The organism is Pseudomonas sp. GM50 (assembly GCF_000282375.1).
Classification (GTDB): Bacteria; Pseudomonadota; Gammaproteobacteria; order Pseudomonadales; family Pseudomonadaceae; genus Aquipseudomonas.
The window spans coordinates 39,286-64,649 of record NZ_AKJK01000047.1; the positions used below are offsets into that span (position 1 = coordinate 39,286).

At 59.4% G+C, this 25,364-nt stretch carries 21 protein-coding genes, 4 tRNA genes and 1 pseudogene; 13 read left to right on the forward strand and 13 right to left on the reverse strand.

Translation table 11 applies throughout. The features are described 5' to 3' along the window. The first annotated feature begins 29 nt into the window (after positions 1-29). Positions 30-1,130: a glycine oxidase ThiO gene (gene thiO, locus PMI30_RS18550; RefSeq protein WP_008008707.1), complete on the forward strand. Its 1,101-nt coding sequence runs from the start codon at positions 30-32 to the stop codon at positions 1,128-1,130. A gap of 126 nt (positions 1,131-1,256) precedes the next feature. Here thiO and PMI30_RS18545 read toward each other — a convergent pair whose 3' ends face one another. The 4 genes from PMI30_RS18545 to PMI30_RS18530 all read right to left on the reverse strand — a co-directional run bounded on the left by PMI30_RS18545 (position 1,257) and on the right by PMI30_RS18530 (position 5,572). Further along, positions 1,257-2,597, reverse strand: coding sequence for a sigma-54-dependent transcriptional regulator (locus tag PMI30_RS18545; RefSeq protein ID WP_008008708.1), 1,341 nt, complete (start codon positions 2,595-2,597; stop codon positions 1,257-1,259). A gap of 2 nt (positions 2,598-2,599) precedes the next feature. Next, entirely contained in the window at positions 2,600-4,189 is a 1,590-nt protein-coding gene (locus tag PMI30_RS18540; RefSeq protein ID WP_032835217.1) for a sensor histidine kinase, read from the reverse strand. Then, positions 4,179-4,412: a PP0621 family protein gene (locus tag PMI30_RS18535; RefSeq protein ID WP_008008710.1), complete on the reverse strand. Its 234-nt coding sequence runs from the start codon at positions 4,410-4,412 to the stop codon at positions 4,179-4,181. The genes PMI30_RS18540 and PMI30_RS18535 overlap by 11 nt, the downstream gene beginning before the upstream one ends. Before the next feature lie 137 nt (positions 4,413-4,549). After that, the gene (locus PMI30_RS18530) at positions 4,550-5,572 is read right to left on the reverse strand and encodes an outer membrane protein assembly factor BamD (RefSeq protein WP_008008711.1); all 1,023 of its coding nucleotides are present in this window, start codon (positions 5,570-5,572) and stop codon (positions 4,550-4,552) included. Positions 5,573-5,723: 151 nt separating this feature from the next. On the opposite strand from PMI30_RS18530, the gene rluD reads away from it, so the two are divergent. The 9 genes and pseudogenes from rluD (at position 5,724) to PMI30_RS32085 (ending at position 12,608) form a co-directional block, all read left to right on the forward strand. Beyond that, positions 5,724-6,686, forward strand: coding sequence for a 23S rRNA pseudouridine(1911/1915/1917) synthase RluD (rluD, locus tag PMI30_RS18525; RefSeq protein WP_007901932.1), 963 nt, complete (start codon positions 5,724-5,726; stop codon positions 6,684-6,686). Beyond that, positions 6,683-7,408, forward strand: coding sequence for a peptidoglycan editing factor PgeF (pgeF, locus tag PMI30_RS18520; protein WP_008008712.1), 726 nt, complete (start codon positions 6,683-6,685; stop codon positions 7,406-7,408). The genes rluD and pgeF overlap by 4 nt, the downstream gene beginning before the upstream one ends. A 129-nt stretch (positions 7,409-7,537) precedes the next feature. Beyond that, positions 7,538-10,102 (forward strand): ATP-dependent chaperone ClpB, encoded by a 2,565-nt coding sequence (gene clpB, locus PMI30_RS18515; protein WP_008008713.1) that lies wholly within the window; start codon positions 7,538-7,540, stop codon positions 10,100-10,102. A 298-nt stretch (positions 10,103-10,400) separates the two neighbouring features. Continuing rightward, a tRNA-Asn gene (locus tag PMI30_RS18510) sits at positions 10,401-10,476 on the forward strand. A 9-nt stretch (positions 10,477-10,485) separates the two neighbouring features. Beyond that, positions 10,486-10,562 (forward strand) — tRNA-Pro (locus PMI30_RS18505). 5 nt (positions 10,563-10,567) lie between these two features. Continuing rightward, positions 10,568-10,643, forward strand: a tRNA-Lys gene (locus PMI30_RS18500). 95 nt (positions 10,644-10,738) lie between these two features. Then, a tRNA-Pro gene (locus tag PMI30_RS18495) sits at positions 10,739-10,815 on the forward strand. Between the two features lie 167 nt (positions 10,816-10,982). Next, positions 10,983-11,753, forward strand: a pseudogene (locus PMI30_RS32080) (MCP four helix bundle domain-containing protein); the annotation flags it as partial. Continuing rightward, the gene (locus PMI30_RS32085; protein ID WP_443216292.1) at positions 11,745-12,608 is read left to right on the forward strand and encodes a methyl-accepting chemotaxis protein; all 864 of its coding nucleotides are present in this window, start codon (positions 11,745-11,747) and stop codon (positions 12,606-12,608) included. The pseudogene PMI30_RS32080 and the gene PMI30_RS32085, both read left to right, overlap by 9 nt. Positions 12,609-12,670: 62 nt before the next feature. Here the strand turns inward: PMI30_RS32085 and PMI30_RS18485 are convergent, their stop codons facing one another. The 8 genes from PMI30_RS18485 to ppk2 form a co-directional block, all read right to left on the reverse strand. Next, positions 12,671-13,072, reverse strand: coding sequence for an HvfA family oxazolone/thioamide-modified RiPP metallophore (locus tag PMI30_RS18485; protein ID WP_008008715.1), 402 nt, complete (start codon positions 13,070-13,072; stop codon positions 12,671-12,673). Positions 13,073-13,393: 321 nt separating this feature from the next. Beyond that, complete coding sequence (locus PMI30_RS18480) at positions 13,394-14,692, reverse strand: NAD(P)/FAD-dependent oxidoreductase (RefSeq protein ID WP_008008716.1); 1,299 nt, start codon at positions 14,690-14,692, stop codon at positions 13,394-13,396. A gap of 60 nt (positions 14,693-14,752) precedes the next feature. Next, positions 14,753-14,926, reverse strand: coding sequence for a DUF3094 domain-containing protein (locus PMI30_RS18475; protein ID WP_007901951.1), 174 nt, complete (start codon positions 14,924-14,926; stop codon positions 14,753-14,755). Between the two features lie 153 nt (positions 14,927-15,079). Then, positions 15,080-15,706, reverse strand: a complete 627-nt coding sequence (locus PMI30_RS18470) for a DUF1780 domain-containing protein (RefSeq protein WP_008008717.1) — start codon at positions 15,704-15,706, stop codon at positions 15,080-15,082. 89 nt (positions 15,707-15,795) lie between these two features. Beyond that, positions 15,796-16,239 carry a potassium channel family protein gene (locus PMI30_RS18465; protein WP_008008718.1) on the reverse strand — a complete coding sequence of 148 codons (444 nt, stop codon included), beginning with the start codon at positions 16,237-16,239 and terminating at the stop codon, positions 15,796-15,798. Positions 16,240-16,261: 22 nt separating this feature from the next. Continuing rightward, positions 16,262-17,362, reverse strand: coding sequence for an AI-2E family transporter (locus PMI30_RS18460; RefSeq protein ID WP_008008719.1), 1,101 nt, complete (start codon positions 17,360-17,362; stop codon positions 16,262-16,264). A gap of 74 nt (positions 17,363-17,436) precedes the next feature. After that, positions 17,437-19,215 (reverse strand): SulP family inorganic anion transporter, encoded by a 1,779-nt coding sequence (locus tag PMI30_RS18455; RefSeq protein WP_008008720.1) that lies wholly within the window; start codon positions 19,213-19,215, stop codon positions 17,437-17,439. Between the two features lie 48 nt (positions 19,216-19,263). Further along, positions 19,264-20,088, reverse strand: a complete 825-nt coding sequence (gene ppk2 / locus PMI30_RS18450) for a polyphosphate kinase 2 (RefSeq protein WP_008008722.1) — start codon at positions 20,086-20,088, stop codon at positions 19,264-19,266. A 341-nt stretch (positions 20,089-20,429) separates the two neighbouring features. Between ppk2 and PMI30_RS18445 the strand changes: the two genes are divergently transcribed. From PMI30_RS18445 to PMI30_RS18435, 3 genes are all read left to right on the forward strand, one after another. Next, positions 20,430-21,773, forward strand: a complete 1,344-nt coding sequence (locus PMI30_RS18445) for an aromatic acid/H+ symport family MFS transporter (RefSeq protein WP_008008723.1) — start codon at positions 20,430-20,432, stop codon at positions 21,771-21,773. 125 nt (positions 21,774-21,898) lie between these two features. Next, positions 21,899-23,110, forward strand: coding sequence for a benzoate/H(+) symporter BenE family transporter (locus tag PMI30_RS18440; protein WP_008008725.1), 1,212 nt, complete (start codon positions 21,899-21,901; stop codon positions 23,108-23,110). A 112-nt stretch (positions 23,111-23,222) separates the two neighbouring features. Next, positions 23,223-24,491: an OprD family porin gene (locus PMI30_RS18435; protein WP_008008727.1), complete on the forward strand. Its 1,269-nt coding sequence runs from the start codon at positions 23,223-23,225 to the stop codon at positions 24,489-24,491. 9 nt (positions 24,492-24,500) lie between these two features. Here the strand turns inward: PMI30_RS18435 and PMI30_RS18430 are convergent, their stop codons facing one another. Beyond that, positions 24,501-24,743, reverse strand: a complete 243-nt coding sequence (locus PMI30_RS18430; protein WP_008008729.1) for a DUF2790 domain-containing protein — start codon at positions 24,741-24,743, stop codon at positions 24,501-24,503. Between the last annotated feature and the right edge of the window lie 621 nt (positions 24,744-25,364).

The window sequence follows — 25,364 nt, forward strand, 5'->3', positions numbered from 1 at the left end:
TTCTGTCTATTGAACGGTTGGATCAGAACATGAGCAGGCAACAGCAAGTGGTGATTGTCGGCGGCGGGGTGATTGGCCTGCTGACGGCGTTCAATCTCGCGTCCGAAGTGCAGAGCGTCGTGTTGCTGGATCGCTCGAATGTCGGTCAGGAATCGTCCTGGGCCGGTGGCGGGATCGTTTCGCCACTCTACCCGTGGCGCTACAGCCCGGCGGTCACCGCGTTGGCTCATTGGTCCCAGGATTTTTATCCACAGCTGGCGGAACGCCTGTTCACCGCCACGGGTGTCGATCCTGAAGTGCACACCACCGGGTTGTACTGGCTGGACCTGGATGACGAAGCCGAAGCGCTCGACTGGGCAAAACGGGAAAATCGTCCACTGCGGGCTGTGGATATTTCTGCGGCACACGATGCGGTGCCGGTATTGGGCGCCGGTTTTTCGCGGGCGATCTATATGGCCGATGTGGCCAATGTGCGTAATCCACGGCTGGTGAAGTCCCTCAAGGCCGCGTTGCTGGCGCTGCCGAACGTGACGATTCATGAGCAATGCGAAGTCAGCGGGTTTATCCGTGAAGGGGCTGCGGTGGTCGGGGTACAGACCTCGATGGGGGCCATTGCAGGTGATCAGGTGGTTTTGACGGCCGGGGCCTGGAGCGGCGACTTGCTGAAAAGCCTGGGCCTGGAACTGCCGGTCGAGCCGGTCAAAGGTCAGATGATTCTCTACAAGTGCGCGGCGGACTTCCTTCCAAGCATGGTCCTGGCCAAGGGGCGTTATGCCATTCCTCGGCGCGACGGACACATTCTGATCGGCAGTACGCTGGAGCATGAAGGCTTCGACAAGACACCGACCGACACTGCGCTGGAAAGCCTGAAGGCCTCGGCGGTGGAGTTGATTCCGGCGCTGGCGGAAGCCGAGGTGGTGGGGCATTGGGCCGGGCTGCGGCCTGGGTCGCCGGAAGGGATCCCCTATATTGGCCGGGTGCCGGGGTTTGACGGGCTCTGGCTCAACTGCGGGCATTACCGCAATGGGTTGGTGCTGGCGCCGGCCTCGTGTCAATTGTTTGCGGATGTGATGTTGGGACGGGCGCCGATTATTGACCCGGCACCGTATGCACCGGTTGGGCGTATTTGACCGCATGATTTTTGTTGTCGGTCAGATCGCCTTCGCGGGCAAGCCTCGCTCCTACAGTTTGAGTCGATCAATAAGTTTGCGAACGACATCAATCTGTAGGAGCGAAGCTTGCCCGCGAAGAGGCCCTCAATCCAACCCCAACTTCTTTAGCCTGTAACGCATCGACCGAAACGACAGATTCAACCGCTGAGCCGCCGCTGTGCGGTTCCAGCGGGTTTCTTCCAGGGCCTGGAGGATGAGTTTGCGTTCGACGTTTTCCAGATAGGCTTCCAGATTGTCGATTTGCGTGAGGTCCGGCACGTCGCCGTCCGGGTTACAGTTACCTTCAGCCAGGCGCAGATCGCTGGCTTCGATCTGTTTGTTCTCGCACAAGGTGTGCGCTCGCTCAAGCATGTTCTCCAATTCCCGCACGTTTCCTGGAAAACGATAGCTTTTCAGTGCATCGAGGGCTTGCGGGTGGAGTTTTGCAGCGGGTTGGCCAGTGCCGGTCGCCAGTCGCTTGAGCATATTGTTGGCCAGAAGCTCAATGTCGTCGCGGCGTTCGCGCAAGGGCGGCACCCGCAGCTCGATCACGTTCAGACGGTAGTACAAGTCCTGGCGAAAGCGTTCGGCGGCGACTTCGGTATCGAGGTCTTTGTGGGTGGCGCAGAGTATGCGCACATCGACCACGGTTTCCTGCTGCCCACCAATGCTGCGAACGGCTTTCTCCTGAATGGCCCGCAAAAGTTTGACCTGCATCGCCAGCGGCAGGTCTGCCACCTCATCGAGGAACAAAGTGCCGCCCTGGGCAGCCTGGAACAGCCCGGGTTTGTCTTCGATGGCGCCGCTGAAACTGCCTTTGCGATGGCCGAAAAATTCGCTTTCCATCAATTCAGACGGAATCGCCCCACAGTTCACCGGCACGAATGGGCGGGTGGCGCGCGGGCCTTGATCGTGGATCAGTCGAGCGACCAGCTCCTTGCCGCTGCCGGACTCGCCGCTGATGTACACCGGAGCCTGGCTGCGGGCCAGTTTGTCGATTTGTTTGCGCAGGCTGCGCATTGGCAGTGAGTCGCCCAGCAGGCGACGGTCGATGGTACTGCTGGCGTCGCCTGGCGCAGGCAAACTCAGCGCGCTGGTGACCAGTTCGCGCAGGCGGGTGAGGTCGACCGGTTTGGTCAGGAAATCGAAGGCGCCAGCCTTGAGGGCGTTGATTGCCGTCTCCAGGCTGCCGTAGGCGGTGATCATCGCCACCGGCACTTGCGCATAGCGCTGCTGGATGTGCTGCACCAGCGCCAGACCGGTGCCGTCGGGCAGGCGCATGTCGGTCAGGCACAGGTCGAATGTCTCCCGTGCCAGCAGTGCTTGCGCTTCGGCGAGATTGCGCGCACTGAAAGTGTCGAGTTTCATCCGTCCCAGGGTAATTTCCAGGAGTTCGCGGATATCCGGCTCGTCGTCGACGATCAGGATTTTTTGCCGGGGGCTCATGTTCAACTTTGTTTCCGTCCGTGAGCAAAAGTGATGCGAAAGCAGCCGCCGCCTTGGCGTGGTTTGAAGTCTAGGCGGGCCTGATTGCTTTCGCACAGCTCACGGGACAGATAAAGCCCCAGGCCAGTACCCTGGCTGCTGGTGGTGAAAAACGGTTCGAACAAGTGCGAGCGCTGGTCCGGCGCCACGCCGGGGCCATCGTCCAGGACTTCAAGAGTCGGTAACTGGCTCTCCGGGTCGAGGTACAACGCAAGCCAGGCTTGGGCCTGAGCGTGCTTCAGCGCGCTATGGCGCCAGGCGTTGCGCAGCAGATTGTCGAGAATCTGGGTCAGCTGATTCGGATCCATCAGGGTTTTGAAGTTCCCCGAACCGATGCTCAGGTGAATTTGCTGACGTTCGGTCGCCCCTTCGCGCGTTTCAGCGACAAAGTGCTCCAGCCACGGCCGTAGATCCAGCCGTTGCGGAACGGTTTGCTGGCGACGGGACAGTTGCAGGACGTTTTCGATTACCCGATTCATTCGCTGAGAGTGGTCTTGAATAATCTGTGTCAGACGCCGATCCGCGCCGTTCAGTTCCTCGGATTCCTGCAGTAACTGGGCGGCATGACTAATGGCACCCAGTGGATTACGGATCTCATGGGCAATACCGGCAGTCAGGCGACCGAGGGCGGCGAGTTTGAGTTGCTGGGCCTGTTGGGCGATTTGGGCGAGGTCTTCGAGAAAAACCAGCGTCTGGTGGTGCGGGCTTTGGTCCAGGGCAATAAAGCTTGGTTGCAGCTCCAACCCATTGCTGGCGATTTTCAAGCTTTGCGGGCGCAAAGTCGGATTGTTGAGCCACAGTTGGAGCCTTTCGACCAATGGTATCGAATAGTCGTCGATCAACTGGCCATCCAGTTTTTCCTGCCCCAGCAAGGTCAAGGCGCTGTGATTGGCCAGTTGCACACGCCGTTGGTCGTCGAGCACCAGAATGCCCGTGCGCATGCGTTGCAGGATCAGTGCGTTGAGGGCTTCGAGGCCGAGCACTTCGCTGGCCCTTTGCTCGGCCAGGGTTTCGCTGACCTCCAGCCTTCGGATCAAGCCTTGCACCAACAATGCTGCGGCAAAACACAGGGCGCCGAGCGTGCCGATTTGCAGGTAATCGTTGGGGCTGGTGGGGTGGCTGAAGCTCAGAAGGAAGCTCAAACCCACGATGCCGAGGGCGCCAACGGCTGCAATCAGCAGGCCGATGCGCCCGCGCAGCAGGGTGTTGCTGATGACCACTGACACGATCAACAGATTGCCGATGGCGCTAGGCATGCCGCCAGCGGCATAGAACAGGCCGCATAGCAGCAGGACATCGACCAGCGCCAGACTGAATAACTGTGCCGGGCGACGGGTGTTCCCCTGAAAGACCACCAGCAGGATATTCAGCACCAGGTACAACCAGCTGCCGTTACGCAGCAAGTCGTCATTGGCGAACGTCAGCAACTGGTTGTCCATGTTGCTGGAGATCAACAGCACCAAGGTGATGCCGATGCTTAAACGGTAGAGGTGATAGAGGCGCAGCAATCGCTGGGCCTGTTTGTTGCCGGGACTGGAGGCCTCAGCGACCACTGGAGCCCGGGCCTTGCTCAAGGTGAGCCTGGCTGCAATACCACTGTTGTTGAAGGCTCAGTGCACGGTCGCGGGGCAGGTGTACGCCGCAATGAGCACAGCGGACCATGGGCGGAGCATCTTGCTCGCGCGGCGTGTTGGCGCCCGGAGCCGGGGCCTTGAACTTGCGCCAGAGCCATACCGCAGCGGCAATCAGGGCGATCCAGAACAATAAACGAAGCATGGTGAGCTGCTTTTTGACTAGTGAATTGGCAGTTTAGCCAAGGACGGGTCAGGCGCACAGCGCAATACGCCCGCCCCTGAAATCCGGTAATAAAAAAGGCGCCTCGAAAGGCGCCTTCTCGGCATAACACCCCAGCGTCAGTCGAACACGCCGAAGGTCATGTAGCTGAACCACGAGCGGTCGGCGTTGTTGGCTTCAGACTCGTGCTGCTCTTCTTCGATCACATCGCCGTTTTCATCTTTAGGCTTGAGCTCGTTCGGAATCGCGTCCTTGGCATCCTGGAACTGCTTCTGCACGTCCTGGTTGGCGCGGGTTTCACCCGGCGGCAGCGGCGGACGGGATTCGATCAGGCCCAGGGTGGCCTTGCTCAGCCACGAACGGTTGTCGGCTTCGTCCTTCGAGGGCACGAACTGACCGTCCACCAGGCTTGGGTGGTTCGGGTAGTTGAGCTTCAGGGTTTCGAGGCTGGTTGCGGCCAGTTCGTCCAGGTGCAGACGCTGGTAGGCTTCAGTCATCACCGCCAGGCCGTCACCGACCGAAGGGGTTTCCTGGAAGTTTTCCACCACGTAACGACCACGGTTCGCGGCGGCGACATAGGCCTGACGGGTCAGGTAATAGTCGGCAACGTGAATCTCGTAGGCCGCCAGCAGATTGCGCAGGTAGATCATGCGCTGCTTGGCGTCCGGCGAGTAGCGGCTGTTCGGGAAGCGGCTGGTCAGCTGCGCGAACTCGTTGTAGGAGTCGCGAGCGGCGCCCGGGTCACGCTTGGTCATGTCCAACGGCAGAAAACGCGACAACAGGCCGACGTCCTGGTCGAAAGAGGTCAGACCCTTGAGGTAGTAGGCGTAATCCACGTTCGGGTGCTGCGGGTGCAGACGAATGAAACGCTCGGCGGCGGATTTCGCAGCCTCAGGCTCGGTGTTCTTGTAGTTGGCGTAGATGAGCTCGAGTTGAGCCTGATCGGCGTAGCGACCGAACGGATAACGCGACTCCAGCGCCTTCAGCTTGGCTGTGGCGGCGGTGTAGCTATTGTTGTCCAGATCGTGCTGAGCCTGCTGGTACAGCTCGACTTCGCTCAGGTTTTCGTCTACGACTTCCTTCGATGAGCAAGCAGCGGTCAATGCGAGGATGGCGATCAGCAGCAGGTGTTTCACTTGCATGGCGGCTTGCGTCCCTATGACGGCCGCTGTCTTGGGCGGGGCCGTCCTGTTATGATGAGTGCCCCGTTGAAAAGCCTCGGGGCAAAAGACGCCGTATTTAACCACAAGCGCGCAGCCGAAACCAAAGGCTGTGCCGACGCCTAGTCTGAGCATGTCCGATAAAATTGAACTTCGCGCAGAGGTGCCGTCCGAATTGGGCGGCCAACGCCTCGATCAAGTCGCCGCACAATTATTCGCTGAGCACTCGCGCTCGCGCCTTTCCGCCTGGATCAAAGACGGCCGCCTGACTGTGGATGGGGCGGTTATCCGCCCGCGAGACATCGTTCACGGTGGCGCCATTCTTGAGCTGACTGCCGAGCAGGAAGCTCAGGGCGAATGGATCGCTCAAGACATCGAGCTGGACATCGTCTATGAAGATGACGACATCCTGGTGATCAACAAGCCTGCGGGCCTGGTGGTGCATCCGGCTGCCGGTCACGCTGACGGCACCTTGCTCAACGCCTTGCTGCACCACGTGCCGGACATTATCAATGTGCCCCGCGCCGGTATCGTGCATCGCCTGGACAAGGACACCACCGGTTTGATGGTGGTGGCCAAGACCATTCAGGCGCAGACACAGCTTGTCACGCAATTGCAGAGCCGCAGCGTAAGCCGGATCTACGAGTGCATCGTGATTGGTGTCGTGACAGCCGGCGGCAAGATCAACGCGCCGATCGGTCGTCATGGCCAGCAACGCCAGCGCATGGCCGTGATGGAAGGTGGCAAGCAAGCCGTCAGCCATTACCGCGTGCTCGAGCGTTTCCGCTCCCACACTCACGTGCGGGTGAAGCTGGAAACCGGTCGTACGCACCAGATTCGCGTGCACATGGCGCACATCAACTACCCGTTGGTCGGAGATCCTGCCTATGGCGGTCGTTTCCGAATTCCGCCGGCCGCCAGTGTGACCATGGTCGAATCCCTGAAGAACTTCCCGCGTCAGGCGCTGCATGCGCGCTTCCTGGAGCTGGATCATCCGACCACCGGCAAACGCATGAGCTGGGAATCGCCACTGCCGGATGACTTCGTCTGGTTGCTGTCGCTGCTCAAGCAAGACCGCGAGGCGTTCATCGGATGAGTGACTGGCTGATTCCCGACTGGCCTGCGCCTGCCGGGGTGAAAGCCTGCGTTACCACCCGTGCGGGCGGCGTCAGTCTGGCGCCGTTCGACAGCCTCAACCTGGGCGATCATGTCGATGACAGCCCCGAAGCTGTCGCCGAGAACCGCCGTCGCCTCACCAATCATTTCTCTATTCAGCCAGCCTGGTTAAAGCAGGTTCACGGCATTGTCGTGGCCCAAGCGGATCCAGGCCTGGTAGCCACCGCTGACGCCAGCTGGACGGCGACACCCGGTATCGCTTGCACCGCGATGACCGCCGACTGCCTTCCGGCGCTGTTTTGCGACCGTGCCGGCACCCGCGTCGCTGCCGCCCATGCCGGTTGGCGCGGGTTGGCGGCGGGTGTGCTGGAAGCGACACTCGACAGTCTGGCCGTGCCGCCTGAAGACGTGCTGGTCTGGCTTGGCCCGGCCATTGGCCCACAAGCCTTTGAAGTCGGCCCGGAAGTGCGCGAAACCTTCGTCGAGCAATTGCCCGAAGCCGCCAAAGCTTTTGTGCCGAGCCAGAATGCCGGCAAGTTCATGGCCGACATCTATGAGCTGGCGCGTTTACGTCTGGCCGCTCGCGGGGTTACCGCTGTTTATGGTGGCGGTTTCTGCACCGTGACCGATCCTCGCTTCTTTTCTTACCGCCGTAGTCCACGCACCGGCCGGTTTGCCTCCTTGGTCTGGCTTGAACGCTAGACTTCTCTGATCTGCATCAACATCACGACGCTTGAATCTCCCAGAATCGACCGCATCTATAGCGGTATCTGGCAGGTTTCTTCATTCAGGATGTTTATAGGTCCGGCCTGCTCAAAAGGAAGGTGACCCATGCGTATAGACCGTTTAACCAGCAAGTTGCAGTTAGCCTTGTCCGACGCCCAATCCCTGGCCGTCGGCCTCGATCATCCGGCCATTGAGCCGGCGCATTTGATGCAGGCCATGCTTGAACAGCAGGGTGGTTCGATCAAACCCCTGCTGATGCAGGTGGGTTTTGACGTCAACAGCTTGCGTAAAGAGCTGACTAAAGCCCTCGATCAGCTGCCAAAAATCCAGAATCCGACTGGCGATGTGAACATGTCGCAAGATCTGGCGCGTCTGCTGAATCAGGCTGATCGCCTGGCCCAGCAGAAGGGCGACCAATTCATCTCCAGCGAACTGGTGCTGCTCGCCGCCATGGACGAGAACAGCAAGCTCGGCAAATTGTTGCTGGGCCAGGGCGTGAGCAAGAAAGCCCTGGAAAATGCAATCAACAACCTGCGCGGCGGTGAGGCAGTCAATGATGCCAACCACGAAGAATCACGTCAGGCGCTCGACAAGTACACCATCGACCTGACCAAGCGCGCCGAAGAGGGCAAGCTCGATCCGGTGATCGGCCGTGACGACGAAATTCGTCGCACCATTCAGGTCCTGCAACGCCGCACCAAGAACAACCCGGTACTGATCGGTGAGCCTGGCGTGGGTAAAACCGCCATCGCCGAAGGCCTGGCCCAGCGCATCATCAACGGTGAAGTGCCGGATGGCCTGAGAGGCAAGCGTCTGTTGTCTCTGGACATGGGGGCTCTGATTGCCGGTGCCAAATACCGCGGCGAGTTCGAAGAACGCCTCAAATCCCTGCTTAATGAACTGTCGAAGCAGGAAGGGCAGATCATTCTGTTCATCGACGAACTGCACACCATGGTCGGCGCCGGCAAGGGCGAAGGCTCGATGGACGCCGGCAACATGCTCAAACCGGCATTGGCTCGCGGTGAACTGCACTGCGTCGGCGCGACCACGCTCAACGAGTACCGCCAATATATAGAGAAGGACGCGGCCCTCGAGCGGCGCTTCCAGAAAGTATTGGTGGATGAGCCGAGCGAAGAAGACACCATTGCCATCCTGCGTGGCCTGAAAGAGCGCTACGAGGTTCACCACAAGGTGGCGATCACTGACGGCGCGATCATCGCCGCGGCCAAGCTCAGTCATCGCTACATCACTGATCGTCAGCTGCCGGACAAAGCCATCGACCTGATCGACGAAGCCGCCAGCCGCATCCGTATGGAGATCGATTCCAAGCCGGAAGTGCTGGACCGTCTGGAACGTCGTCTGATTCAGCTGAAGGTGGAATCCCAGGCGCTGAAGAAAGAGAGCGACGACGCGGCGAAGAAACGTCTGGAAAAGCTACAGGAAGAAATCGTTCGTCACGAGCGTGAATACTCGGACCTCGAAGAAATCTGGAACTCGGAAAAAGCCGAAGTCCAGGGTTCGGCGCAGATCCAGCAGAAGATCGAACAGTCCCGTCAGGAGCTGGAAGCCGCGCGCCGTAAGGGCGACTTGAATCGCATGGCCGAGTTGCAATACGGGGTGATCCCGGACCTGGAGCGCAGCCTGCAAATGGTCGATCAGCACGGCAAAAGCGAAAACCAGTTGCTGCGCAGCAAGGTGACCGAAGAAGAGATCGCCGAAGTCGTGTCGAAGTGGACCGGCATCCCCGTGGCGAAAATGCTCGAGGGCGAGCGCGAAAAACTGATGAAGATGGAAAGCCTGTTGCACCAGCGTGTAATCGGTCAGGACGAAGCGGTGATCGCCGTTTCCAACGCGGTGCGGCGTTCCCGCGCCGGGTTGTCCGACCCGAATCGCCCGAGCGGTTCGTTCATGTTCCTCGGCCCGACCGGTGTCGGCAAAACCGAGCTGTGCAAGGCGCTGGCCGAGTTCCTGTTCGATACCGAAGAGGCGATGGTGCGGATCGACATGTCCGAGTTCATGGAGAAACATTCCGTGGCTCGACTGATCGGCGCGCCACCGGGCTACGTGGGCTATGAAGAGGGCGGTTACCTGACCGAGGCGGTGCGTCGCAAACCTTATTCGGTGATCCTGCTGGACGAGGTCGAGAAGGCCCATCCGGACGTGTTCAACATCTTGCTGCAAGTGCTTGAAGATGGCCGTTTGACCGATAGCCATGGCCGCACGGTGGATTTCAAGAATACTGTGATCGTCATGACCTCCAACCTTGGTTCGGTGCAGATCCAGGAGCTGGTAGGGGATCGCGAAGCGCAGCGCGCGGCAGTGATGGATGCGATTTCCACGCACTTCCGGCCGGAGTTCATCAACCGGGTCGACGAAGTGGTGATTTTCGAGCCGCTGGCTCGGGATCAGATCGCCGGCATTACCGAGATCCAGTTGGGTCGCCTGCGTAGCCGCCTGACCGAGCGCGAGCTGAAGCTTGAGCTGAGTCCCGAAGCGATGGATAAGCTGATTGCTGTCGGTTACGACCCGGTGTATGGCGCACGACCGCTCAAACGAGCGATCCAGCGCTGGATCGAGAACCCGCTGGCACAGCTGATTCTGTCGGGTCGATTCATGCCCGGCGATACCGCCAAAGGTGTCGTGGAAAACGACGAGATCGTTTTCGTCTGACGCTCGGCGGCAGTGCAATAACAGAAGGCCTCGCATTGCGAGGCCTTTTTTTCGCCAGGCTGTTGAACTCAAAGGAAAAGGCTTGTAAAGTGCGCCCCGCAGTAAGTCACCCCGAGGGGTTTCTGCTCCCCAAGCAGGAATCTGAAATAAGTTGCAAATCATTAACTTGAAAGCAATTTAGGGGGTTGACAGAGGTGCTTAAGATTGTAGAATAGCGCGCCTCAGACACACGAACGCAGCGATGCGAACGGGTCGAAGAGGTGAAGCAAGCTTCACAGTTGTAATTGAAATATGTAGTTCCGTGATAGCTCAGTCGGTAGAGCAAATGACTGTTAATCATTGGGTCCCAGGTTCGAGTCCTGGTCACGGAGCCAATTTCAAGCCGGGGTATAGCGCAGTCCGGTAGCGCGCCTGCTTTGGGAGCAGGATGTCAGGAGTTCGAATCCCCTTACCCCGACCATTTTTGGGTCGTTAGCTCAGTTGGTAGAGCAGTTGGCTTTTAACCAATTGGTCGTAGGTTCGAATCCCACACGACCCACCATTTTTGAAACCAGTTAACGCTGGAATCGAATCTTAAGATCAGACGCCAAAAGCTCTGTTCGCAGAAGGCGCCTTTCAAAGGTGCCTTTTTTTTACCGGGGTATAGCGCAGTCCGGTAGCGCGCCTGCTTTGGGAGCAGGATGTCAGGAGTTCGAATCCCCTTACCCCGACCATATTAGAAATCCTCGTATCGAAAGATACGGGGATTTTTTTTGTCTTCGATTTTTTGTCGTCGAGAAATAACACTTCAGTCATCGTACGACTTGCCGATAACGAGGCGACGGGGTACTGCCGAAACAACGCCCCTTATCCAAGCCACTACAAGAAAAGGGCGTTCGTTATGGTGCTTCGACAGTTAAATATCGCTCCTCGGGCAGCCTTGGGGTTTGCCCTGATCGCCGTATTGGTCGCTTTGCTCGGGATTTTTGCCCTGGGGCAGATGTCGAGCATTCGTGACAGCGAGTTGGCGGTGGAGAAACAATGGTTGCCGAGCATTCGCGGCGGTGACGAGATCCGCGAAATCATGCTGCGCATCCGTACCATTTCCTTGCGCATGGCCCTGGATCAGGATCCGAAGAACATCCCTGTCTACCGCGGCCAGATGGACACTCGCGACAAAGAGTTGAGCGAGAAGATTGCGGCGTATGACAGGTTGGTCAACACAGTCGAAGGCAAAGCCTTGTATGACCAGTTCAAAACCACCTTCGCGGCTTATCGTTCCGGTATTGCTCAATCGTTCTCCCTGGCCGAACAGGGACGCCGCGACGAATTGACCAAATTGCTGTTGATAGACATGAAAACCGTGGTCGATGGCTCGGGTAAACAGCTCAATGACCTGGCGGATCTGTTCGCCAAACAAGTCGCCGCCGAGAGCCAGAAATCTGCAGCGCATTACGAAACATCGAGGATGATCGTCAGCCTGTTTATCGCATTGGCGGCATTGGCCACCGTCGGCCTGGCCATGCTGCTGACCCGCAGCATCGTCAAACCTTTGAGCGAAGCGTTGCATGCCGCAGAAAACGTGGCACGAGGCGATCTGACTCGCCCCATCGAAACCCATGGCAACGATGAAGTGAGCCGCTTGCTCAAGGCGCTGGCGACCATGCAACACAACCTGCGTGAAACTTTGCAGGGCATCAGCGGTTCGGCGACGCAACTGGCGACGGCGGCCGATGAATTGAACGCAGTCACCCTCGACAGTACGCAGAACCTGCAACAGCAGAACAACGAGATTGAGCAAGCCGCGACGGCCGTCACCGAAATGACCACGGCGGTGGAGGAGGTTGCACGCAACGCAGTGTCTACTTCCGACGCCACGCGCCAATCCAGTGAGTCGGCGCACGTCGGTCAAGCGCGGGTCAGCGAAACTGTCAGTGCCATCAGCGCCCTCGCCAGCGACGTGCAGACGACGGGCGGGTTGGTGCAATCGCTGGCCAACCAGTCGCAGGACATTGGCAAGGTGCTGGATGTGATTCGGGCCATTGCTGAACAGACCAACTTGCTGGCCCTCAACGCCGCCATCGAAGCGGCCCGGGCCGGCGAAAGCGGTCGAGGTTTCGCGGTGGTCGCCGACGAAGTGCGTGCCTTGGCTTACCGCACGCAGCAATCGACCCAGGAAATCGAGCAAATGGTTCAGGGCATGCGCACCGGTTCAACCCAGGCGCTGGATTCCATGCAAGCCAGTTCCTCGCGCGCGGCCAGTACATTGGCCTTGGCGGAGCGAGCGGGGGAGGCGTTGCAGACCATCACCGAGTCGGTCCACCAGATTCACGAGCGCAATCTGGTGATTGCCAGCGCCGCTGAAGAGCAGGCACAAGTGGCGCGTGAGGTCGATCGCAACCTGGTGAATATTCGCGATTTGTCGGTGCGCTCCGCCGCCGGCGCCGATCAGACCAGTGCCTCAAGCCATGAGCTTTCACAGCTGGCCAATTCGTTGCGAACCATGGTGCAGCGCTTCCAGGTGTAAATCCGCCAGACGAAAAAAAACCGCGCTTCCCGAAGGAAAAGCGCGGTTTGGTTCTCGCAAGCTTAGGCGCCGTCTTGGTCTTTCAAGTGCTCGAACAGACCTTTTGGCATTTTCTTGCCATTGGCTTCGAAGTTGGCTTTTACGTTGTCGTAAGCCTCTTGCTCGTCGATGAAGCCGTCATGGTTGGTGTCGATCTTGTCAAAATTGGACTTCGGCGCGACTTTCAGGAATTCGGCACGGGATACTTTGCCGTCGCTATCCGAATCGGTTTTCGCCATCGAGGCATCGCCGCACTTGCCTTCGCCACATTTGCCTTCGGGCGTCTTCACGACCTGTTCCGCCGAGGCCAGCAGGTAGCCTTGAGTCAGCGGCTGCGAAGCGAACACGGAACCGGACAACATCATGCCGCCGGCCAGGACAGCGCCGAGCAGGCCAACGGTGTTTTTGTTGAGAGTACGGGACATTACAAATCTCCTGGGTTGCACGACACAACCGCTCGATAAAGGACGCCACGTGAGTGCGGCGATGACCGAAGCAGGCAGTGCCTTGCTCGGGTGTGGCCATTTAGCGGGCGTGGTGTATCGCTACTGTGTCGCGCAAGGGGGGGCTTTGTAAGCGAAGGGATGGAATCACGGGGGAGATACAGTGAGACACAGATCTTCGGGTTGATGAAGAACAAATGTGGGAGTGAGCCTGCTCGCGATGGCGGTGTGTCAGGCGACATTGATGTCGACTGTTCAGACGCTATCGCGAGCAGGCTCGCTCCCACAGTGGATTGTGTTTTGTTAATGCAGCTTCAGCCGCGGCTCAGTCCCGCGCCCAATCTTGCTGCCGAGCATCAACATCGCCGTGCGGAACGCGCCATACAACGCCATCTGGTGCATGCGATACAGCGACACGTAAAACATCCGCGCCAGCCAGCCCTCGAGCATCACGCTGCCGGTCAGGTTGCCCATCAAGTTACCCACAGCCGAGAAACGCGACAGCGAAATCAGCGAACCGTAATCGGTGTATTTGTATTCCGGCAGGGCTTTGCCTTCGATCCGCAGTTTCAGCGATTTGGCCAGCAACGAAGCCTGCTGGTGCGCGGCCTGGGCGCGCGGCGGCACATTGCGATCCGTGCCCGGTTGTGGGCAGGCCGCGCAGTCACCGAAGGCGAAGATGTTCTCGTCGCGGGTGGTTTGCAGGGTCGGCAACACTTGCAGCTGGTTGATGCGGTTGGTTTCCAGGCCATCGATGTCCTTGAGGAAACCCGGCGCACGAATCCCGGCGGCCCAGACTTTGAGGCTGGCGTTGATCACTTGGCCATCGGCGGTAATCAGGCTGTCTGCCGTCACTTCGCTGACTGCCGCATTGGTCATGACATTGACCCCGAGTTTCTCCAGGGTTTTATGCACAGGGCCGCCGATTCGTTCCGGCAGCGCAGGGAGCACCCGCGGTCCGGCTTCGATCAGGGTGATGTGCATGTTTTCCGGTTTGATCCGGTCCAGGCCGTAGGCCGCGAGTTCATGGGCGGCGTTGTGCAGTTCCGCGGCCAGTTCGACCCCGGTGGCACCGGCGCCGACGATGGCCACGCTGATCTGTTGCACCGCGTCGGTTTGCCCGGCGTGGGCGCGCAGGTAGTGATTGAGCAGTTGCTGATGGAAGCGCTCGGCCTGTTTGCGGGTGTCGAGGAACAGACAGTGCTGCGCCGCGCCTTGAGTGCCGAAGTCGTTGGTGGTGCTGCCGACGGCAATCACCAGCGAGTCGTAAGGCACTTCGCGCGCCGGCACCAGCTCCAGACCGGCCTCGTCGTAGGTGGCGGCCAGCTGGATTTTCTTCTGTGCGCGATCGAGCCCGCTCATGCGCCCCAGCTGGAACTCGAAGTGGTTCCATTTTGCCTGGGCAACATAGTTGAGTTCGTCTTCGGAAGAGTTCAGGGAACCTGCCGCCACTTCGTGCAACAGCGGTTTCCAGATGTGGGTCAGGTTCGCGTCGACCAGCATCACACTGGCCGTGCCGCGCTTGCCCAGAGTCTTACCCAGACGGGTAGCCAACTCCAGACCGCCGGCGCCGCCGCCAACGATGACAATACGATGAGTCATGGGGATATCTCGCAAGGCTAAAAGAAATCGGTGCAGTCAACCGAGCGAGCGCGATGCAGCTCATAGCGTCAGGTAACTGATAAGTCGGCTCAACAGGCCTAAACCCATGGTCACTGCCAACACCAGCACCAGGAGCATCCACGGCCGGAAAGGCCGGCGCTCGACTTGGTGCTGGGACAGGTTCAGGTACTCTTCGACATGCTTCTGGTCGTCGGGGTTCAGGCGGCTGGTCATAAAGGCCTCGTCAGGTAGACGTTGCTGAATGTGTAGACGCTACAGCGCGCAGCGATGTTGCGACCTGTTCGGTGTGGAACTGAGCATAGTTGCTGGCGGGAATGGCGAATGATTCCACTTTGTAACACTCGGCGACCAACTCCTGCAACGGACTCACAGGCTGATCCCGACGTCGAAGACGATGCTGCGACCCAGGTTGCTGCGCAGGAAATCCGGGGCCTCGGGGTGTGCGAACAACACTCGGGCAAAGGTCGGGCCGACCAGCGACAACGAGCGCCAGCCTTGACGCAGGTATTCGGTGGGGGGCGGAAAGTGGCTGTTGAGGTCCAGCACTTCCCGCTTGAGGCTGGCGAAGGCGATGATGTCCAGCTCCCCCAGGTCCATGCCACGCTCTTTGTAGTTGTGGGCTTTTTTGCGCAAGGTCGGCGCCAGTCTCAGCAGAAATTCATTGGCCGGGATGCGCCGGGGCTTGGCCTCGCGGCGCACTAGCTGGCTCAGGGAAAACGCGCTGCGCCGACGTTGCAACTCGTCGCGCCATTCGTCGTTGAGGCGCCGGCCTTCGTCGAGCACGAAAAACACCTCGAAATTCGCGTCGCGGAACAACACGTCCGGCGGCTCCCCGGCGGGGGCAAATTCGTCGGCGCGATAGGGAATGTTCAGGCCTTGCAGCAGGCGCTGGCATACCCAACGCTCACGCTCCCATTTGCGGGCATTGGAGAGGAACGTGTTGGCTTGCTCGGCCGCGATGGTCAGCAGGCGTAAATAATCTGAATCATCCATAGGCCCAAGCTTAGCGTTCAAATGTGATCTGAATAATAAGTCTGTCGCGATTTCTTCAGACAGAGTCTTACCCGTTTTTTCTGGCATGCCTATGGGTGTTCACGCTTTAGCCTCTCCATGTTGTGCTTTATGACCTCCATCACTGCAGCGGTCATCACCGAGGTGGAGACACCAAACATCAGGATTCCGTTGGCTGCCTCCAATGGGCCAAGCAGACGCCAGCGTGAGGACATGATGATGTCGCCGTAGCCTAGCGTGGCGAAGTTGACCGCCGAGTGATACAGCGCGGTGGCGAATTCGTCGAACTCATCGAGCAGCATGAACAGCGTGGCCCAGATGACGATCTGCACGAAATTACTCAGCAACATCAGCAGCATCACCATCGACAACAACAGGATATTCAGCCATTGCGATTCAGCGGGTTGGGCATGCCTGAAATGCACGTAATGACGCAGGCATATAGTCACGAAAATGGCTTGCATCAGCAGGCAGAACAACATCACGGGAAGGCCGGCCAGTAGATTCAACAGCATGGGAATATCCTCTGCCGCCGTGTCAGGTCTGTTCCTGGTTGTCTGGCCCGGGTTCTTGTACTTGATCCACCCATTCCCAGAACAGCTGATAGCCGACCGCGAGTATCACAGGGCCGATAAACAGGCCGAGGATACCGCCCGTGACCATGCCGCCCAAGGCACCGATCAGCACCACAGGCATCGGTACATCGACACCACGACCCAGCAGCAGCGGTTTGAGGACGTTATCGACCAATCCTGCGATGAAGACATAAATGGCAAACACAATGGTCGCGGTACTGGCTCCTTCGCTCATGAAAACAAAGACGATGACCGGCAGGGTAATCAGGGTGGCCGGTAATTGCATGATGCCAAGCAGCAGCACCGCCAAGGCGAGAAGGCCGGCGCCTGGGACGCCCATGAACACAAAGCCGATGCCCACCAACAGCATCTGGATGAAGGCGATACCGACCACCCCCAACGCCACTGCCCGGATGGTCGCGGTGCACAGATCGGCGATTTTCGGCCCGTTGATCGGACCGCTGAAGCGCGAAACGATTTGCACCGCGCTGCTGTGGCCGCTCTCGCCATACGCTAAAAAAATACCGGCAATAATCAGGGCGACGATGAATAAAAGGAGCCCCATGCCGACACCCGCAAGCTTGCTCAGCAGGGAGAGGCTGACACCTTTGATCTGCGGCATGAACTTGTGTGCCAGATCGGGCAGGTCAGTGGTGGCTTGCGCCCACAAGTTATAAAGAGGTTCGCCCACCAGTGGCCAGCTGGCTATCGCATCGGACGGTGGCGGAATATGGAAACTGTCGGTTTTGACCATGGTCATGACCCTCTCCACGGAATCCGCAATCGAGGCTCCCAACAAGTAAATAGGCACCATAAGAATACTGATGACGATCAATACGATCAGCGTCGCGGTGATCCCGTCTCTGTTCCCCAGCTTGCTTTTGAACCTGACTTGCAAGGGGTAGAGGGTGATTGCCAGGATCACCGACCACAGCATCAGGTCGAGGAATGGGCTGAATATCTGAAAGCAGAACATCACCAGGACGGCAATCACTCCGGCACGAATCAGTACATCGAGCAGGTCTCGGGAAAAAACCTTTTCGAGCATGGGCGTGGGAACCATTGATTGCCTCCTGTAGAGAGTGGCAAAGGCAGATAACATTGATGAAGACCGTCGCTGAGTGTTTCCGGTGCCACTCAGCGATCCTCGTCTTCCCAATCCACCGGATGAATCATCAGATAGCTGTCGACTGCCGTGCCTATTGTTGGAAAGAACGCCGTTTCGCCAAGCCGCGCGAATAGCCCGAATCGCTTCAGCTTGTCCTTGACCGGGTCCTTCATCTCGGCCACGCACAACTTGATGCCCGCCGTGTGCAGGGTTTCGTCCAGCTCCGCCAACATGTCGGCAGAGGTCACGTCCACGCTGGTGACAGGTTCCGCCGCAACGACCAACCAGCGCACGGGGGTAGGCGATGCAGCCACTGCGTCGAGCACTCGGTCGTGGAACAACTCGGCGTTGGCGAAAAACAACGGCGCATCCCAGCGAAACAGTACCAGGCCGGGGACAAGGCGTGCGTCGGGATAGCGCTTGATGTCGTGATAACCCTTGACCCCTTCCGCGCGCCCCAGCACTGCGGAGTAAGGGCGCCAGCCATCCCACAGGAATTCGATGACGGCGATCACGATGGCCAGGCCGATGCCTTCAATCGCGCCCAGCACGGCCACGCCGACGGTGCAGACGATCGACAGCCAGAACTCCCAACGCTGGATTCGATAAATTCGTCGCAGGTCGGTGACCTCGATCAGGCCGATGGCGGAGGCGATCACCACCGCAGCCAGTGCGCTGGTGGGTAAATCCTTCAACAGATCCGGCGCCACCACCAGCAGTAAGGCAACCGCAAGTGCGCCGATGACTCCAGTCAGCTGGGTTTTGGCACCTGCGGCCTCGGCCACGGGCGTACGTGACGAACTGCTGCTGATTGGAAAACCCTGAAAAAATCCGGCGGCCAGGTTGGCGACGCCGAGGCCCACCATTTCCTGGTTCGGGTCCACATAGGTACGGGTCCGTGCCGCATAGACACGCGAGAGCACGCTGGTATCGGCGAACGAAACCAGGGCAACGGCGCAACCGCCGATCAGGACAGGGACGATATCGGCGCTAGTGATCCAGGGGATGGCGAACGCAGGCAAGCCTTGTGGAAGGGAGCCGAGGACCGATATGCCAGTGCGCGCGGCAAGGTCCAGCACAGCCACGGCGACGGTCGCTCCCGCCACGGCGATCAGAATGCCCGGCACGCGCTTGTTGCCCTTGAGCAGCAAAATCACGACCAAGGTGGCTGCGCCGACCATGAAGGCGGTCCAGTTGGTTTTCCCCTCCATTATCGCCGTAGCGATCGCCCACAGGTTTCTCAGCGGGCCGTCGGATTCAATCGAAAAACCGAAAAACTTGGGCAGTTGGCTGATCAATACTGTCAGCGCGATCCCGTTCATGTACCCGTAGCGGATCGGTTTGGAAAGCAGCTCCGTGACAAAGCCCAGGCGCGCTATGCCGGCCAGGATGCACACCGCCCCCGACACGATCGCCATCATGCCCGCAAGGGCGATTGCACGATGCGGATCACCGCCGGACAGTGGCAGGACGACGGCGAGGATGACGGCAGCCAGCGAGGAATCCGGCCCCAGCACCAGAATCCGGCTGGGGCCGAACAGCGCATACGCAAGCAGCGGAACGATGGTCGCGTAAAGACCATAGATGCCGGGTACGCCCGATGCCACTGCGTAGGCGATGCCGACAGGCACCAGCATCGTGGTCAGCACCAGTCCGGCCACGAGGTCGTGCCTCAACCAGGCTATCTTGTATCCGCGTAGCGTGCGCAGTCCCGGCAGCCAGCGACTCCAACCGGTGTTGCCGCCGGTATCCCGATGGGCAATCCGCCCCGGTTCAGGGGCGGGAGGCGAAGCATCCGAATGGCTCATAGGACTGTGGCCCTTTGGTGTACAGCGCAGATCCGCTTGAACGTGCCGTCAGAATTTTTCCGGAATTCGCCGCAACGGATAATCCGGTTCACGATAGCCGCCGGATTTCTGCCGCTTGGGCAAAATCACTTTCTCACGCGGTACATTCTTGTACGGAATACGGCTGAGCAAATCAGAGATGATGTTGAGGCGGGCCCGCTTCTTGTCGTTCGAGTTGGCCACAAGCCAGGGAGCATGATCGGTGTCGGTCGCCTTGAACATGTCGTCACGTGCGCGTGAGTAGTCATACCAGCGGCTGTATGACTTGAGATCCATGGGCGTCAGTTTCCAGGTTTTGCGGCCATCCTTGATCCGTGCCCCGAGCCGGCGGGTCTGCTCCTCTTCGCTGACTTCCAGCCAATACTTGAACAGCATGACGCCGGAGTCGACCATCATGCGTTCCATCAAGGGGGCCAGGGCCAGGAAACGGGTCACCTGCTCATCGGTACAAAATCCCATCACACGCTCGACCCCTGCGCGGTTGTACCAACTGCGATCGAAGATCACCACTTCGCCAGCCGCGGGCATGTGCGCCAGGTAGCGCTGTATATACATCTGGCTCTTCTCGCGATCGGTCGGTGCAGGTAGTGCCACTACCCGAAAGACACGCGGGCTCACCCTCTCGGTGAGCGCCTTGATCGTCCCACCCTTGCCGGCGCCATCCCGCCCTTCGAAGACGATACAGATCTTGATGCCCTTTTCTTTCACCCATTCCTGCAACTTGACCAGCTCGACATGCAGTCGGCGTAACTGCTCAAGATAGTCTTTGTTCTTCAGTTTCAAGGGTTCAGCGGAGTTGCTTTTAACAGGGGTTTTCTTCTTGTCCTTTGCCATGACCCAAGCCTCACCTATGCCAGTCGCTGACTGCCGATAGATAGACCCTGCAGGTGCAGCTATCAGCTTGCAGATCGCGCATTGCTTCGAGCAAACCTGGCGTCAGTCGTGGACGGCCCCTCTGCTCTTGACGTTCAACTCCATCACCAACCGAGTGAGTCTAGTCCATGAATCAACCCTCTACAGGGTTGCTACAGGGCATTGCACAAAACGGATAGCGATCTGCGCAAAGCGGCTATTGCCCCGTGCCCGGCGTCTCTACCCTCGGCTGTACGGACGTTAGCCGCGTTACCGACTCTTAGTTACCGACTCTAAAAAAACAACAACAAGAGATAGATGCCATGCGCAAGATCAACGTACATGAGGTTATCGACAACGCTCGATTCAACCGCTTTCACTGGATGGTGCTGTTCTGGTGCGCCCTGATCATCATCTTCGACGGATACGATTTGGTGATCTACGGCGTGGTGTTGCCGATGTTGATGAAAGAGTGGGGGCTCAGTCCCCTGCAAGCCGGCGCGCTGGGAAGTTATGCACTGTTCGGGATGATGTTCGGCGCGCTGTTTTTCGGCCCGCTGTCGGACAAGATCGGCCGCAAAAAAGCCATCACCCTGTGCGTGATGCTCTTCAGCGGTTTTACCGTGCTCAATGGATTTGCCCGTAACCCCACCGAGTTTGGCCTCTGCCGGTTCGTTGCCGGGCTGGGCATTGGCGGGGTGATGCCCAACGTCGTGGCGCTGATGAACGAGTACGCGCCGAAGAAAATCCGCAGCACGCTGGTGGCGATCATGTTCAGCGGCTACTCGGTGGGCGGCATGCTCTCGGCGGGGCTCGGCATCGTGCTGATTCCCAGTTTCGGCTGGCAGTCAGTGTTTTACGTGGCGGTGCTGCCGTTGCTGTTGTTGCCGTTGATCATGTACTTCCTGCCCGAGTCGGTGGGTTTCATGCTGCGTCAGGGACGCGATGAAGAGGCGCGCAACATCCTGGAACGGGTTGACCCGGCTTACGTCGCACACGCCGGCGATCAATTGCACATGAGCGAAGCGAAGGGCACTGGCACCCCGGTGTTGCAACTGTTCCGCGAGGGCCGTGCGCTGCGCACGCTGATGCTGTGGCTGGCATTTTTCTGCTGCTTGCTGATGGTCTACGCCTTGAGTTCCTGGTTGCCGAAACTGATGGCCAATGCCGGTTACAGCCTGGGCTCGAGTCTGTCGTTCCTGCTGGTGCTCAACTTCGGCGCCATTTTTGGCGCGGTCGGCGGTGGCGTACTCGGCGACAAGCTCAACTTGCCGCGCGTGTTGGCGGTGTTCTTCGTTATTGCTGCGGTATCGATCACCTTGCTCGGCTTCAACAGTCCGATGCCGGTGTTGTACCTGCTGATCGCCCTTGCCGGCGCCACCACCATAGGCTCGCAGATTCTGTTGTACGCCTGCGCCGCGCAGTTCTACTCCATGACCATCCGCTCCACTGGTTTGGGCTGGGCGTCGGGCATCGGCCGCAACGGCGCCATCGTCGGTCCGCTGCTGGGCGGTGCCTTGTTGGGGATCAGCCTGCCGCTGCAACTGAACTTCATGGCGTTTGCCTTGCCCGGTGCGGTGGCCGCCCTCGCCATGACCGTGTTCGCCATCTGCAGTCAGCGCAGCGCCAAAGGTGCCACCCAGACGCTGGCGCCGACCAGCGCCTGAACCCGGCAGTGGCGGCACGGCGTCATGCCGTGTCGCCTTGCCTGGTCACCCACACGATTTTTTCCGAACAAGAGCGGCCGGGCCCTGTGCCACGTATCGCCTGACGAGTCTTGCGGCGAGGTTTCATGAAAGCGTTATTCCAGGACTTTTCCCTGTCTGCTGCCGTCGCTGGATTTATCGCCACGGTGATTTCCTACGCAGGCCCCTTGGTGATCATCTTTCAGGCCGCCGAGACCGCGCACCTCTCGCGGGAAGTGTTGTCGTCCTGGGTCTGGGCGATTTCCATCGGCAGCGCCGTGCTCGGCATCGGTTTGAGCCTGCGTTATCGCGTTCCGGTGATCATCGCGTGGTCGGCACCGGGCTCGGCGTTGCTGGTGGCCCTGTTGCCGGGAATATCCATGCCGGAGGCGGTGGGCGCGTATCTGGTCAGCAGCCTGATTATCTTTCTGGTCGGGGTGTCGGGGGCGTTTGACCGGATCATCGGCAAACTGCCCGCGGCGATTGCGGCGGCGATGCTGGCGGGGATTCTGTTCAGCTTCGGCACCGGGTTGTTCGTCTCGTTGCAAGGTAAGCCGCTGCTGGTGCTGGCGATGTTTGCCATATACCTGATCTGCAAGCGGGTGATGCCGCGCTATGCAGTGTTGATGGTGCTGCTGGTGGGCTGTTCGATTGCGTTTCTCACCGGTGATTTGCACCGCGAAGCGCTGGTGATTGGTTTGGCCACGCCCATGTGGATCACCCCCGCGTTCAGCCTGAGTGCGACGCTGAATGTCGCCTTGCCGCTGGTGATGGTGGCGCTGACCGGCCAGTTTGTTCCCGGCATGGCGGTGCTGCGCGCCAGCGGTTACCCAACGCCGGCCGGCCCGATTATCGCCAGCAGTGCGTTGGGCACTGCGCTGTTGGCACCGTTCGGTTGCCACGGGTTGAATCTGGCGGCGATTACCGCCGCCATTTGTACCGGTCGCGAGGCCCATGAAGATCCGCGCAAACGCTATGTGGCCGGGGTCGTGGGCGGGCTGTGTTACCTGGTGCTGGGGATCTTCGGTGCCACGCTGGTTTCGTTGTTTTCGGCGTTCCCCAAGGAACTGATCGCGGCCCTGGCCGGGCTGGCGCTGTTCGCCGCGATAGCCGGGGCGCTGGCCGGCGCAATGGCCGTGCCGGGTGATCGCGAAGCCGCGCTGGTGACCTTTCTCACCACCGCCTCGGGCATGTCGTTGTTTGGTTTGTCCGCCGCTTTTTGGGGGCTGATTTTCGGCATGGTCACGCACGTGCTGTTGAGTGCCCGGCGTTCCGCGCCGGCGACTCAAGCGGCCCCTGCGCAGGAGGTGGCGCGCTGATCGAGTAAGTAACCGCAACCCTGATCCTTATCCGTTTTCACCATCCCTCGCGGCGAATCCGCCACGGGTGGAGCGCTTCAACCTGTCGATCAATAACAATAAGAGAACAGCGATGAAACAGATTTTTCCAGCAACCGGTTCAGTGTTGTCCCTGGCGCTCGTCTCGGGTTTTTCCAGTGGCGTGATGGCCGCCGAGGGCGGCTTTATCGAAGACACCACGGCCACCTTGCAGGCGCGTAATTACTACTTCAGTCGGGACTTCTCGGACATCGTCGGGGCCAATCAACAGTCGAAGGCCGAAGAGTGGGCGCAGGGTTTCATCCTCAACGTCAAATCCGGTTATACCCAGGGCCCGGTCGGTTTTGGCGTGGATGTTATCGGCCTGCTCGGCCTCAAGCTCGACAGCAGCCCGGACCGGGTCAATACCGGTTTGCTGCCGGTGCACGATGACGGGCGCGCGGCAAATGATTACAGCCGTCTGGAAGGTGCGCTGAAGATGCGTTACTCCAAGACCGAGCTGAAAGTGGGTGAGTTGCAACCCAACCTGCCGGTGCTGGCCTTCAGCGATATCCGTCTGCTGCCGCCCAGCTATCAGGGCGCAAGCATCAGCTCCAGTGAAATCGATGGCCTGACCTTGCAAGGCGGCCACTTGAACTCGACCAGCCTGCGCAACGAGGCCGGCGACGAAAAGATGCAAGCCATGCTCGGTCATGTTCCGCAGCGTCAGGTCAGCAGCGATGGTTTCAACTTTGCCGGCGCCGACTACGCCTTCAATGACAAACGCAGTTCGGTCAGTGCCTGGTTCGGGCAACTGGAAGATATCTACAACCAGCGCTTTCTCGGCCTCAAACACAGCCAGCCGATGGGCGACTGGACCCTGGGTGCCAACCTCGGCTACTACGATTCGCTCGAAGACGGCAAAAAATTGCTGGGCAATATCGACAACCAGGCGTTCTTCTCCTTGCTGTCGGCCAAACGCGGCGGCCACACGTTTTATGTCGGCTATCAGGGCATGTTCGGCGACAGCGCCTTCCCACGAGTCTTTGCCAACATCTCACCGCTGGGCAACGAGGTGCCGACCTACGAGTTCGCGTACACCGACGAACGCTCCTGGCAGGCACGTTACGACTACGACTTCGCGGCCCTCGGCATGCCCGGCCTGACCAGTACCGTGCGCTACATCACCGGCAATAACGTCGACACCGGCAAGGGCTTTGAAGGCAAGGACCGCGAGCGCGATCTGGATATCGGCTATGTGCTGCAGAGCGGCAGTCTCAAAGGCCTCGGCATCCGTGTTCGCAATGTGATGGCGCGTTCCAACTACCGCAGTGATATCGACGAAAACCGCCTGATCCTCAGCTACACGTGGAAGCTGTTATGAGCCCCGCGGTCACAGGTTGCTGGTGCAGTCACCCATGACTTCGTATGTCACGCGATGGGTCTGGCCCTGATGATCGACATATTCCATGGTCGCAGGCACAACCCCGCAGGCGGTTGCGGTGTTCGTCACTGAAACCACCTCGGCGATGTCCAGCGGCTGCGCCGGGTTGTACGAGGTGGCGGCTGGCTCGTTGCCGGCGGCCAGGGCCGAGGTGGCGGCGAGGGTCAGAAACAGGCTGATCAAGGTTTTCATTTTCCGTACTCCGTGTTGATTCCGATGTCTCAATTCTAGGCTTTGTCCGTGGGTGATAAAGGGGGCTGGGTCTGATTCAGCTTTGCAGGAAATGTAACAATCGCTGGTTCTTTTTGATCGGGTACATATCCGTTTCTGCGGTAGCGGCGGCTGGCGGTTTCGCTCTTACAGCGAGTCACTTTGGAAAAGCCCCAAAGTAACCAAAGGGCTCTTGCCCCTTTCGTTCGGTGCCTCGCCTAGGCTCGGCATGCCCTTGCTCCGGTCCTGCTCCGTGGGCCCGCCGCGATCGGCCATCCATGGCCGTGCGCGGCTAACCCGGCATCCATGCCGGGTTGCCCACTGCGCAGAACCTCCGCTCGGCCTCTCGAGGGGGCGTGCACCGCAAAAGCAAAAGCGAGGCGGCCTACCGGCCGGCCTGACTTCAAGTGAACGCATTTCCCTGTAGGAGCTGTCGAGCGAAGCGAGGCTGCGATCTTTTGATCTTGCCGTGGCTCTGCTTTGGTTTTTGATCTTGATCTGCCTGCCCCTTTCCCAGAGGCCGAACGCAGGCATTGCGTAGGGGGCACCGCGGCAAGGATGCCGCGGTAGCCGCCCCCGGCCATGGATGGCCGATGGCGGCGG

What these genes read in the sequence shown, in the direction of transcription:
- thiO (WP_008008707.1), top strand. Translation starts at nt 30, where the DNA reads ATGAGCAGGCAACAGCAAGTGGTGATTGTCGGCGGCGGGGTGATTGGC.
- PMI30_RS18545 (WP_008008708.1), bottom strand. Translation starts at nt 2,597, where the DNA reads ATGAGCCCCCGGCAAAAAATCCTGATCGTCGACGACGAGCCGGATATC.
- PMI30_RS18535 (WP_008008710.1), bottom strand. Translation starts at nt 4,412, where the DNA reads ATGCTTCGTTTATTGTTCTGGATCGCCCTGATTGCCGCTGCGGTATGG.
- PMI30_RS18530 (WP_008008711.1), bottom strand. Translation starts at nt 5,572, where the DNA reads ATGCAAGTGAAACACCTGCTGCTGATCGCCATCCTCGCATTGACCGCT.
- rluD (WP_007901932.1), top strand. Translation starts at nt 5,724, where the DNA reads ATGTCCGATAAAATTGAACTTCGCGCAGAGGTGCCGTCCGAATTGGGC.
- pgeF (WP_008008712.1), top strand. Translation starts at nt 6,683, where the DNA reads ATGAGTGACTGGCTGATTCCCGACTGGCCTGCGCCTGCCGGGGTGAAA.
- clpB (WP_008008713.1), top strand. Translation starts at nt 7,538, where the DNA reads ATGCGTATAGACCGTTTAACCAGCAAGTTGCAGTTAGCCTTGTCCGAC.
- PMI30_RS32085 (WP_443216292.1), top strand. Translation starts at nt 11,745, where the DNA reads ATGCAACACAACCTGCGTGAAACTTTGCAGGGCATCAGCGGTTCGGCG.
- PMI30_RS18485 (WP_008008715.1), bottom strand. Translation starts at nt 13,072, where the DNA reads ATGTCCCGTACTCTCAACAAAAACACCGTTGGCCTGCTCGGCGCTGTC.
- PMI30_RS18480 (WP_008008716.1), bottom strand. Translation starts at nt 14,692, where the DNA reads ATGACTCATCGTATTGTCATCGTTGGCGGCGGCGCCGGCGGTCTGGAG.
- PMI30_RS18475 (WP_007901951.1), bottom strand. Translation starts at nt 14,926, where the DNA reads ATGACCAGCCGCCTGAACCCCGACGACCAGAAGCATGTCGAAGAGTAC.
- PMI30_RS18470 (WP_008008717.1), bottom strand. Translation starts at nt 15,706, where the DNA reads ATGGATGATTCAGATTATTTACGCCTGCTGACCATCGCGGCCGAGCAA.
- PMI30_RS18465 (WP_008008718.1), bottom strand. Translation starts at nt 16,239, where the DNA reads ATGCTGTTGAATCTACTGGCCGGCCTTCCCGTGATGTTGTTCTGCCTG.
- PMI30_RS18460 (WP_008008719.1), bottom strand. Translation starts at nt 17,362, where the DNA reads ATGGTTCCCACGCCCATGCTCGAAAAGGTTTTTTCCCGAGACCTGCTC.
- PMI30_RS18455 (WP_008008720.1), bottom strand. Translation starts at nt 19,215, where the DNA reads ATGAGCCATTCGGATGCTTCGCCTCCCGCCCCTGAACCGGGGCGGATT.
- ppk2 (WP_008008722.1), bottom strand. Translation starts at nt 20,088, where the DNA reads ATGGCAAAGGACAAGAAGAAAACCCCTGTTAAAAGCAACTCCGCTGAA.
- PMI30_RS18445 (WP_008008723.1), top strand. Translation starts at nt 20,430, where the DNA reads ATGCGCAAGATCAACGTACATGAGGTTATCGACAACGCTCGATTCAAC.
- PMI30_RS18440 (WP_008008725.1), top strand. Translation starts at nt 21,899, where the DNA reads ATGAAAGCGTTATTCCAGGACTTTTCCCTGTCTGCTGCCGTCGCTGGA.
- PMI30_RS18435 (WP_008008727.1), top strand. Translation starts at nt 23,223, where the DNA reads ATGAAACAGATTTTTCCAGCAACCGGTTCAGTGTTGTCCCTGGCGCTC.
- PMI30_RS18430 (WP_008008729.1), bottom strand. Translation starts at nt 24,743, where the DNA reads ATGAAAACCTTGATCAGCCTGTTTCTGACCCTCGCCGCCACCTCGGCC.